This window comes from Stutzerimonas stutzeri (genome assembly GCF_000935215.1).
Lineage (GTDB): Bacteria > Pseudomonadota > Gammaproteobacteria > Pseudomonadales > Pseudomonadaceae > Stutzerimonas.
The window spans coordinates 1-6,718 of sequence record NZ_JXXD01000069.1; the positions used below are offsets into that span (position 1 = coordinate 1).

Genomic DNA, 6,718 nt, shown 5'->3' on the forward strand with positions numbered 1-6,718 from the left:
ATAAAGCGGCTGCGGCGAAAAAGGCCGAGGAAGCCAAGAAGGTCGAACAGCAGAAGCAGGCTGACATCGCCAAGAAAAAGACTGCTGAAGAGCTGGCCAAGAAGAAGGCAGCAGAGGAGGCCAAGAAGAAGGCCGCCGAAGAAGCCAAGCGCAAGGCGGCTGAGGAAGCGAAGAAGAAAGCTGCCGCCGAAGCTGCCAAGAAAAAAGCTGCTGAAGATGCCAAGAAGAAGGCTGCGGCGGAAGCCGCGCGCAAAGCGGCAGAAGACAAGAAGGCGCAGGCGCTTGCCGAGCTGCTGTCGGATACAACTGAGCGTGAGCAGGCAATGGCTGATACGCAAGGCGATCAGGTTTCTGGTAACTACGATGACTTAATCAAGATACGTGCTGCGGAAGGGTGGAGCAGGCCTCCTTCTGCAAGGAATAACATGACCGTGGAGCTCCAGGTAAACATGCTTCCGGATGGCACCATCACCAACGTCAGCGTCTCCAGATCGAGCGGAGATGTGCCATTCGACAATTCTGCGGTTGCCGCAGTAAAGAACATCGGTCGGCTGACGGAAATGCAGGGCCTGAGCCCGCAGGACTTCCAGCCTTACCGGTCCTTCAAAATGACATTTACGCCTGAGGATCTTGCGTTGTGATCAACTCCCTTCGAGGTCTACTTGTCCTGCTCTGCTGCCTGGCGGGAATGGCGGTGGCGCAGGAAAAAAACATCGTCGTCACCAGTGGTGCCGACCGTGCGATCCCGATCGCGGTCGTTCCATTTGGTTGGCAGGGCGGCACCGTACTGCCTGAGGACATGGCGGAAATCGTCGGCAACGACCTGCGCAATTCCGGTATTTTCCAGCCCATTCCGCGGCAGAACATGATCAGCATGCCGACCCGCGGCAGCGAGATCATCTATCGCGACTGGAAGGCTCTGGGCGCCCAGTACGTAATGGTCGGCAATATCGAGCCGGCCGGTGGCCGCCTTCAGGTCCGTTACGAAGTGTTCAACGTAACGACCGAACAGCAGGTGATGACTGGAACCGTTGGTGGTTCCCCGGATCAGTTGCGCGACATGGCGCACCATGCGGCGGATCAGTCCTTCGAGAAACTCACCGGCATCAAGGGCGCGTTTTCCACGCGTCTGCTGTATGTGACGGTTGAGCGGCTGGGTGGCGCCAACACGCGCTACACGCTGCAGCGTTCGGATTATGACGGCGCTCGGGCGGTGACTCTGCTGCAATCGCGCGAGCCCATCCTCTCCCCGCGTTATTCACCGGACGGACGCCGGATTGCCTATGTGTCCTTCGAGCAGAAGCGTCCACGTATTTTCATTCAGCACATCGATACGGGGCGCCGCGAACAGGTCACTAACTTCGAAGGTTTGAACGGTGCGCCGGCATTCTCGCCAGATGGCAATCGCCTGGCGTTCGTACTGTCGAAAGATGGCAATCCGGAAATCTATGTGATGGACCTCGGCTCGCGGCAGTTGCAGCGCCTGACCAATCACTACGCGATCGATACCGAACCCTTCTGGGGTGCTGATGGTCAGACCATCTATTATACCTCTGACCGTGCTGGCAAGCCTCAGGTCTACAAGCAGCGGTTGGGCAGCAATTCGGCTGAGCGTGTGACGTTCGTTGGCAACTACAATGCCAACCCGAAGCTGTCGGCGGACGAGAAGACGCTGGTCATGATCCATCGCCAGGACGGTTACACAAACTTCAAGGTTGCTGCGCAGGATCTGCAGCGTGGCAATCTGCGAATACTCTCGGATACCAGTCTGGATGAATCGCCCACTGTTGCGCCTAATGGCACCATGCTAATCTACGCCACCCGCCAGCAGGGCCGGGGAGTCTTGATGCTCGTGTCCATCAATGGACGCGTTAGGCTCCCGCTTCCTACAGCTCAAGGCGAAGTCCGAGAGCCGTCCTGGTCCCCTTACCTGAACTGATGCGGTATCAACGCTTTTAACCAAAACACACCTGGGGTTGTTACAAATGGAAATGCTGAAATTCGGTAAGTTCACCGCTCTGGCTCTGGCCATGGCTGTTGCTGTCGGTTGTTCCTCCAAAGGCGGCGACGATTCGGGCGAAGGTTCGGGCGCGATCGATCCGAATGCTGGTTATGGTGCTGATTCCGGTTCCGTCGATAGCAGCATGAGCGAAGAAGCCGCTCTGCGCGCCATCACTACCTTCTACTTCGAGTACGACAGCTCCGACCTGAAGCCAGAAGCCATGCGCGCTCTGGACGTTCATGCCAAGGACCTGAAAGGCAACGGCGCTCGCGTCGTTCTGGAAGGCCACACCGACGAGCGTGGTACCCGTGAGTACAACATGGCTCTGGGCGAGCGTCGCTCCAAGGCCGTACAGCGTTACCTGGTACTGCAGGGCGTTTCCCCGGCTCAGCTGGAGCTGGTTTCCTACGGCGAAGAGCGTCCAGTTGCCATGGGTAACGACGAGCAGTCCTGGGCCCAGAACCGTCGCGTCGAACTGCGCAAGTAATTCGTCATGCGTAAGTACCGTCATGCTCTGACTCTTACAGTGTTCGCGCTGCCGCTGATGGCGGTGGCTCAAGTGCCGGTGGTGGATTACGAAGAAGGTGCCGCTAGTGGCAACTCGGGTTACTCCACCGCTGCGCCGAGCGGTGACGGTGCCTATGCCGGAGGTGGAGCCACCGCTCCATCTTCGGCACAGGGCATGCTCTTCATGCAGCTACAGCAGATGCAGGAAGAGATCGCGCAACTGCGCGGCATGCTTGAGGAACAACAGAATCAGATCCAGCGCCTGCAACAAGAGGGGCTGGAACGCTATCAGGACCTGGATCGCCGTCTGTCCAGCGGATCCGCGGCAGGCAATCAGCCTGCTCCGTCCAGTAATGCGGCGGCGTCAGCTGGAACTTCGGCACCCGCCGCTGCCAGCCAGGGCCAGTCGCAAAGCGCATCGGGCGATCCTGCGAAGGAAAAGCTCTATTACGACGCTGCTTTCGACCTGATCAAGGCGAAGGATTTCGACAAGGCCAGCCAGGCTTTCGCTGCATTCCTGCGCAAGTACCCTGACAGTCAGTACGCTGGCAACGCCCAGTACTGGCTTGGCGAGGTCAACCTGGCAAAGGGCGACCTGCAAGGGGCCGGTCAGGCGTTCGCTCGAGTGAGCCAGGCGTATCCGCAGCACAACAAGGTGCCGGATTCCCTCTACAAGCTGGCAGATGTTGAGATCCGCCTGGGTAACCGGGACAAGGCGCAGGGCATTCTGCGTGAGGTCATTGCCCAGTATCCGAATACATCGGCGGCACAATTGGCTCAGCGTCAGCTCAATCGCTGAGGCACACTGGCGAGACCGAACGAAACCCGCCCATCGCGCGGGTTTTTTCGTTAGAATCGCCGCCCCTATTTCCCGCAACGGAGGCGGATGGCCTGTTTAGCCGTCACGCCCGTGGCTGATATGACCCTGCGAATTACTGAGATTTTCTACTCGCTGCAGGGGGAGACGCGGACCAGTGGATTGCCTACTGTGTTCGTCCGCCTGACCGGCTGTCCCCTGCGCTGTCAATATTGCGATACCGCCTACGCATTCAGCGGCGGAGAGTTGATGACGCTCGACGCGATCGTCGAGCGGGTTGCCTCCTACAATCCCCGTTACGTCTGCGTGACCGGAGGGGAGCCGCTGGCGCAGCCCAACTGCGTGCCTTTGCTGCAGCGATTGTGCGATGCGGGATATGAGGTCTCACTGGAGACCAGTGGTGCACTCGATATCTCCGTGGTGGATGAGCGTGTCAGTCGTGTAGTGGACCTGAAAACACCGGGTTCCGCCGAGGTCGCGCGCAATCGCTACGAGAACATCGCCTGCATTACGCGCAACGATCAGGTCAAGTTCGTCATCTGTTCCCGCGAGGATTATGACTGGGCTGTCAGCAAGCTGATCGAGTACGGGTTGGATCGACGTGCCGGAGAGGTGTTGTTCTCGCCGAGTCACGGCCAGGTCGATGCCCGTGCCCTCGCGGACTGGATCGTTGCCGACAATCTGCCGGTGCGCTTGCAGCTTCAGTTGCACAAGATTATCTGGAACGACGCGCCCGGCCACTGAGTCGCTGGCATTAGCGGCTCGTCCCCGGCTGGTCGTGCTCATCCGTTTTGAAGGTATCGCGAAATGAAAGAGAAGAAAGCAGTCATCCTGCTGTCCGGCGGGCTTGATTCGGCTACGGTGGTCGCCATGGCCCGTGCTCAGGGCTACGCCTGCTACACCATGAGCTTTGACTACGGCCAGCGTCATCGCGCCGAGCTGCAGGCGGCCGAACGTGTTGCCCAACAACTGGGTGTGGTCGAACACAAGGTGATCGGCCTGGACCTCAATGGTATCGGGGGCTCGGCATTGACCGACGACAGCATCGATGTGCCTGAGGTGCCGGGTGAGGGTATTCCGGTCACATACGTCCCGGCGCGCAATACGGTGTTTCTCTCGTTGGCCCTTGGCTGGGCTGAGGTTCTGGGTGCCCGTGACATCTTTATCGGCGTCAATGCGGTCGACTACTCGGGCTACCCGGACTGTCGACCGGAGTTCGTTGCGGCATTCGAGCGAATGGCCAATCTGGCCACCAAGGCAGGCGTAGAAGGGCTGGGGTTCCGCATCCAGGCACCACTGCAGGAGATGAGCAAGGCGCGGATCGTGCAGGAGGGGACTCGTCTGGGCGTGGACTATGCGGCGACGGTTTCCTGCTATCAGGCCGACACGGATGGGCGTGCCTGTGGCAAGTGCGACAGCTGTCGATTGCGTGCCGCCGGTTTTGCCGAAGCGGGGCTGGCTGACCCCACTCGCTATTTCTGAGCGGCCTGCGCCAGTACTGGAGGGGTGCCGTCAAACGAAGGCGATCGCGAACTTTTTCAAAAAAAAAGTTTGTTTTCATCAATCAAATCAGTATCATGCGCCCCGCATTGGGTCGTTAGCTCAGTTGGTAGAGCAGTTGGCTTTTAACCAATTGGTCGTAGGTTCGAATCCTACACGACCCACCATATCGCTCCCGAGAGAGCACCAGAAGCCGGAGACCTGTCAGGGTTATCCGGCTTTTTTAATGGCCGCTTTAATGGCCGCGATTTTGCGTTGCTGCAGGCTGCTACGTTCGGTCATAAGAAGCGTTTTTCTCTACGACCTTAGTAGGTGGCTCAAGCGTTTTTAAACGTAATAGACTGCGGCCCCTTCCGATTACCGTTGGTTCGAGGCTCAAATGTATTCTGATCGTATCCGCTTGTCCTCTCTGCAGAACAAGGTCATGAGTGCCCACGAGGCAGCTGCCCTTATTCGCGACGGCATGACCGTTGGCATGAGCGGCTTCACCCGTGCGGGCGAAGCCAAGGCCGTGCCCCTCGCGCTGATCGACCGTGCCAAGGACGAGAAGCTGCAGATCAGCCTGGTCACTGGCGCCAGCCTGGGTAACGATCTCGATGGCAAGATGGCTTCCGCGGGTCTACTGGCCCGTCGCATGCCGTTCCAGGCCGATCCGGTACTGCGCAAGGCGATTAACGCCGGTGAGGTCATGTTCATCGACCAGCACCTGTCGCATACCGTCGAGCAGATGCGCAATCACCAGATCAAGCGTCCCGACGTCACCATCGTCGAAGCGTTGTGCATCACCGAGCAGGGCCACATCGTACCGACCACTTCAGTAGGTAACTCGGCCAACCTGGCCATGTTCGCCGACCAGGTGATCATCGAGCTGAACCTGGCACACAACCTGAACCTGGAAGGTCTGCACGACATCTACTTCCCGGGTGAGCGTCCGAACCGCGGCCCGATCCCGCTGACCAAGGTCGATGATCGTCTCGGCGCGACTTCGATCCCGGTCGATCCGGCCAAGATTGCCGCCATCGTCATCACCAATCAGCCGGATTCCTACTCCACGGTCACTCCGCCGGACGAAGAAACCCAGGCTATCGCCAACCATCTGGTCGAGTTCTTCAAGAGCGAAGTCGAAGCTGGCCGTATGGCGAAGAACCTTGGCCCGATGCAGGTCGGTATCGGCAACATCGCCAACGCGGTAATGTGCGGTCTGATCGATTCGCCGTTCGAAGACCTGGTGATGTACTCCGAAGTACTGCAGGACTGCACCTTCGAGCTGATTGATGCGGGCAAGATGACCTTTGCTTCCGGTTGCTCCATCACCCTGTCCGAGCGTTGCAATGATCGCGTGTTCGGCAACCTGGAGAAGTACAAGGACAAGCTGATCCTGCGTCCTCAGGAAATCTCCAACCATCCTGAGCTTGTGCGCCGTCTTGGCATCATCGGTATCAACACCGCGCTCGAGTTCGACATCTATGGCAACGTCAACTCCACTCACGTGGGCGGCACCAAGATGATGAACGGCATTGGCGGTTCGGGCGATTTCGCGCGTAACGCTCACATGGCCATCTTCGTGACCAAGTCGATCGCCAAGGGTGGCAACATCTCCAGCGTCGTGCCGATGGTTGCTCACGTTGACCACACCGAGCATGACGTCGAGATTCTGGTTACCGAGCAAGGCCTGGCTGACCTGCGTGGCCTCGCTCCGCGCGAGCGCGCCCGCGCCATCATCGACAACTGCGTGCACCCGTCCTACCGCGATGCGCTGAACAAGTACTTCGACGACGCCTGCAAGAAGGGCGGCCAGACGCCGCACCTGCTGGGTGAAGCGATGCAGTGGCACATCAACCTGGAGGAACGTGGACACATGCTCAAGGGCGAGTGATCCAGAAGAAAAGAAC

7 protein-coding genes and 1 tRNA gene are annotated in these 6,718 nt (G+C 58.9%); all 8 read left to right on the plus strand.

Annotated features, from left to right (window positions below; translation table 11 throughout):
• The coding region (gene tolA / locus LO50_RS08875) for a cell envelope integrity protein TolA (RefSeq protein WP_044314753.1) at positions 1-641 on the plus strand (641 nt) is incomplete at its 5' end.
• Complete coding sequence (gene tolB / locus LO50_RS08880; protein WP_041014614.1) at positions 638-1,939, plus strand: Tol-Pal system beta propeller repeat protein TolB; 1,302 nt, start codon at positions 638-640, stop codon at positions 1,937-1,939. The genes tolA and tolB, both read left to right, overlap by 4 nt.
• Positions 1,940-1,985: 46 nt before the next feature.
• Entirely contained in the window at positions 1,986-2,489 is a 504-nt protein-coding gene (pal, locus tag LO50_RS08885; protein ID WP_003280313.1) for a peptidoglycan-associated lipoprotein Pal, read from the plus strand.
• Between the two features lie 6 nt (positions 2,490-2,495).
• A complete protein-coding gene (gene ybgF, locus LO50_RS08890; protein ID WP_044314754.1) occupies positions 2,496-3,308 on the plus strand; it encodes a tol-pal system protein YbgF in 813 nt (270 codons plus the stop codon).
• Between the two features lie 120 nt (positions 3,309-3,428).
• Positions 3,429-4,070 carry a 7-carboxy-7-deazaguanine synthase QueE gene (gene queE, locus LO50_RS08895; RefSeq protein WP_201775186.1) on the plus strand — a complete coding sequence of 214 codons (642 nt, stop codon included), beginning with the start codon at positions 3,429-3,431 and terminating at the stop codon, positions 4,068-4,070.
• Between the two features lie 63 nt (positions 4,071-4,133).
• On the plus strand, positions 4,134-4,808 hold the full coding sequence (gene queC / locus LO50_RS08900; protein WP_044314756.1) for a 7-cyano-7-deazaguanine synthase QueC: 675 nt from the start codon (positions 4,134-4,136) through the stop codon (positions 4,806-4,808).
• Positions 4,809-4,917: 109 nt separating this feature from the next.
• Positions 4,918-4,993: transfer RNA gene (locus tag LO50_RS08905), tRNA-Lys, on the plus strand.
• A gap of 212 nt (positions 4,994-5,205) precedes the next feature.
• The gene (gene scpC / locus LO50_RS08910) at positions 5,206-6,702 is read left to right on the plus strand and encodes a succinyl-CoA:acetate CoA-transferase ScpC (RefSeq protein ID WP_014821030.1); all 1,497 of its coding nucleotides are present in this window, start codon (positions 5,206-5,208) and stop codon (positions 6,700-6,702) included.
• Positions 6,703-6,718: the final 16 nt, after the last annotated feature.